This is a genomic window from Bradyrhizobium sp., from assembly GCF_049581145.1.
In the GTDB taxonomy this organism is placed as follows: Bacteria; Pseudomonadota; Alphaproteobacteria; order Rhizobiales; family Xanthobacteraceae; genus Bradyrhizobium.
In genome coordinates this window covers 1-3,273 of the sequence record NZ_JBAURI010000332.1, presented here as the reverse complement: position 1 = coordinate 3,273, position 3,273 = coordinate 1, and the positions used below count along the sequence as shown (strand labels likewise).

At 64.8% G+C, this 3,273-nt stretch carries 3 protein-coding genes and 1 pseudogene; all 4 read left to right on the top strand.

The annotated features are described in order from the left end of the window. A pseudogene (locus tag WCB02_RS10945) lies at window positions 1-496 on the top strand (asparaginase); the annotation flags it as partial. 34 nt (window positions 497-530) lie between these two features. Further along, entirely contained in the window at window positions 531-1,829 is a 1,299-nt protein-coding gene (locus WCB02_RS10940; protein ID WP_423958153.1) for an amidase, read from the top strand. A 201-nt stretch (window positions 1,830-2,030) separates the two neighbouring features. Next, window positions 2,031-2,633: a malonic semialdehyde reductase gene (locus WCB02_RS10935; RefSeq protein WP_423958152.1), complete on the top strand. Its 603-nt coding sequence runs from the start codon at window positions 2,031-2,033 to the stop codon at window positions 2,631-2,633. Window positions 2,634-2,734: 101 nt separating this feature from the next. Continuing rightward, window positions 2,735-3,229, top strand: a complete 495-nt coding sequence (locus WCB02_RS10930; RefSeq protein ID WP_423958150.1) for a flavin reductase — start codon at window positions 2,735-2,737, stop codon at window positions 3,227-3,229. Window positions 3,230-3,273: the final 44 nt, after the last annotated feature.

Sequence of the window (3,273 nt, the reverse complement as noted above, 5' to 3'; positions counted from 1 at the left end):
GACAAAGACCTCGACCTTCCGACTGCAGACCTTTCGGACACCGGACTTCGGCGTGCTCGGCAGCGTCGACGGCGAGCATGTGCGCTACTACCGCCGCACCGAGCGGCGCAACGCGCCCGATACGGAATTCGACATCGCGCCGATGGACGCCTTGCCGCGTGTGGACATCTCCTATTCCTACGCCGGGGCAGACGGCGCGGCGATCCGCGCCTTCACGTCAGTGGGCGCGAAGGGAATCGTCCTGGCCGCCTTCGCGCCGGGCATGGTGACGCCCGGCGAGCTCGAGGCGATCAAGGCCGCGGCCGAGGCTGGCGTGACGGTGGTGGTGTCGACGCGCGCCGGAAGCGGCGTAGCCCTCGACAGCGCCAAGCTTCGCCCGCTGGGCGTACTGAGCGCCGACAATCTCAATCCCCAGAAGGCGCGACTGCTGCTCGCCCTCGCTCTGTCCGTCACGCGGAAGCCCGACGACATTCGCCGGATTTTCGCGACCTATTGACATCAGAGCATCCGCCAACCCGAAGGAGCCGATGATGGTTCGCGCCAACGAGTTGACCGCTACCCATGCCTTGCGCCTGATGCGCGCCGGAGATCTTTCAGTCGAAGCGCTGGCGCAGGCCTGCCTGGAACGCATCCGCGAACGCGACGATGTCGTGCGTGCGTGGGCCTATCTCGATCCCGAGCTGGTGCTCCGTAACGCCCGCGAACTCGACAAACGCGAGATCAAAGGGCCGCTGCACGGCATTCCCATTGCGGTCAAGGATGTCATCCTGACCGAGGACATGCCGACCGAGCACAATTCGCCACTCTACAAGGGTAGTTTTCCGGCCGTCGATGCGGGCTGCGTGAAGACGCTGCGCGCCGCCGGTGCCTTGATCTTCGGCAAGACGGATACGACCGAATTCGCGTCGGTGACACGGGGTGGCACAGCTCGCCATCCGCTCGATCCGGGCCGCACGCCAGGCGGCTCCTCCAGCGGTTCGGCCGCCGTTGTCGCCGACTTCCAGGCCACGATCGCTCTCGGCACGCAAACGGCCGGCTCGACCATCCGACCCGGTTCGTTTTGCGGGATCTACGCGATGAAGCCGACCTGGGGCGCGATCAACCGGGAGGGTCTGAAAATGCTGGCGCTCAGCCTCGATACGCTCGGGCTGTATGCGCGCTCTGCGGAGGATCTCGACCTTCTCGCCGATGTCTTCGCCCTCGAGGACCGCATTCCCGTTGCGCCCTTCGAACTGCGCGGCGCGCGCATCGCCTCCTGTCGGTCCCCCGCCTGGGACAAGGTCGAACCGGCAACCCGTGACGCTTTCGAGCGCGGCATCGGCCTGCTGCGAGAAGCCGGCGCGGACGTCGAGCCGCTCGAGCTGCCGGACGCGTTTGACTCGCTTGGCGAACATCATGCGACGGTGATGGCGGGCGAGGCGCATGTGAGCTTCCTCAGCGAGATTCGCGCGCAGGGCGAGCTGCTTCATGACGATGTCGCCGCGCTGGCGAAAAACAGCAAGGGCATCAGCAAATCGGCGCTGCTCACGGCGTTGGACGCCGCGGCCGCGTGCCGGGTCACCTTCGATGCCATCGCCGCCGGGTACGACGCGGTCTTGACGCCGAGCGCGCGCGGCGAGGCGCCGGAAGGGACGAAGACCGGCGAAGCGGCGCTGAATGCGATTTGGACGCTGCTGCACGTCCCCGTCGTGCAGATTCCCGGCTTCAAGGGTCCGTCCGGCATGCCGGTCGGATTGTCCCTGACATCGCCACGCTACACTGATCGCCGGCTGCTGCAGGTGACCAGAGCGATCGGGCCGTTGTTCGAATCCAGCGGCACCGAGTCATGACGAGTGCTGAGGCAAGACTTGTGCAAATCGCCATCACCGCCGAGGTAATCCTCGACCGGACCATGAATCCCTATAATGGCACGGTGTTTTCAGCCGGACGCAAGTCACAGCGCGCTCGCGAGATGGATCGGTCAACTTGCACTCACGGCTCGGCCCTGCCTGCACCAACACCTGCCCTCCGCTCTGAACAAGGAAATAACGATGTCGTCCGATCTCTCACGCGCTCTCCACAATGACGCTTGCGAAACCCTGTTCCTTTCGGCGCGAAGCCACAACGCCTGGCTTCCCACCCCTGTCACCGACGATACGCTGAAGCAGCTCTATGACTGCCTCAAGATGGCGCCGACCTCGGCGAACTGTTCGCCTGGACGGTTCGTCTTCGTGCGTAGCGCCGAAGGCAAGGAGAAGCTGAGGCCTGCGCTGTCCAAGAACAATCTCGACAAGACCATGGCGGCACCGGTCACCGTGATCGTGGCCACCGATCGGCTATTCTATGACAAGCTGCCGCAGCTCTTCCCGCATGCGGATGCCCGCTCCTGGTTTACATCGAGCCCGGCCGTTGCCGAGCAGACGGCATTCCGGAACGGGACGCTGCAGGGTGGCTATCTGATCATGGCGGCGCGGGCGCTGGGGCTCGATTGCGGACCGATGTCGGGCTTCGACGCCGCGCTGATCGATGCGGCCTTCTTCCAGGACACCTCATGGACCGCCAATTTCCTGATCAACCTGGGTCATGGCGATCCGAAAGGCCTGTTCGGCAGGTCGCCGCGACTTGCCTTCGAGGACGCCTGCGTGCTGGCCTGATCGCGCCGGAAGAGATCAGCATGAGCTACGAACGCAACGATACGCGCAACGTCGAACCGATCGCGACACCCGCCGTGACAAAAGAGGCCTATCGGAACGGCATGGCCAAGCTCGGGGCGGCGGTGAGCATCGTCACCACCGACGGGCCGGCCGGCAAGGCCGGCTTCACCGCCTCCGCCATCTGCAGCGTGACGGACACGCCGCCGACCTTGCTGGTCTGCCTCAATCGCGCCGCGTCGGTCTACGACACGGTGTCGAGAAATGGCGTTGTCGCGGTGAATACGCTAGCATCGCACCATCAAAGCCTTGCCGATCTGTTCGGAGGCAAGACGCCGGTCGACGAGCGGTTCGCTGCGGCGAACTGGTCTCGCGGCCAAAGCGGTGCGCCGGTGCTCGAAGATGCCGTCGTCAGCTTCGATTGCCGCGTTGCCCACCTCACCGACGTCGGCAGCCATTCTGTGCTGTTCTGCCAGGTGGTGGGAATAGCCCACGGGAGCCTGGCCTCGGGACTGATTTATTTCGACCGTATGTACCACACGATCGGCGATATGCTCGTCGCTGAAATGCGGAAGAACGCGCAGACCGGTCCGCGATAATATCCTGGGACGTGCCGCGGCTGCAAACAACAGTGGCGGCGCGG

What these genes read in the sequence shown, in the direction of transcription:
- WCB02_RS10940 (WP_423958153.1), top strand. Translation starts at nt 531, where the DNA reads ATGGTTCGCGCCAACGAGTTGACCGCTACCCATGCCTTGCGCCTGATG.
- WCB02_RS10935 (WP_423958152.1), top strand. Translation starts at nt 2,031, where the DNA reads ATGTCGTCCGATCTCTCACGCGCTCTCCACAATGACGCTTGCGAAACC.
- WCB02_RS10930 (WP_423958150.1), top strand. Translation starts at nt 2,735, where the DNA reads ATGGCCAAGCTCGGGGCGGCGGTGAGCATCGTCACCACCGACGGGCCG.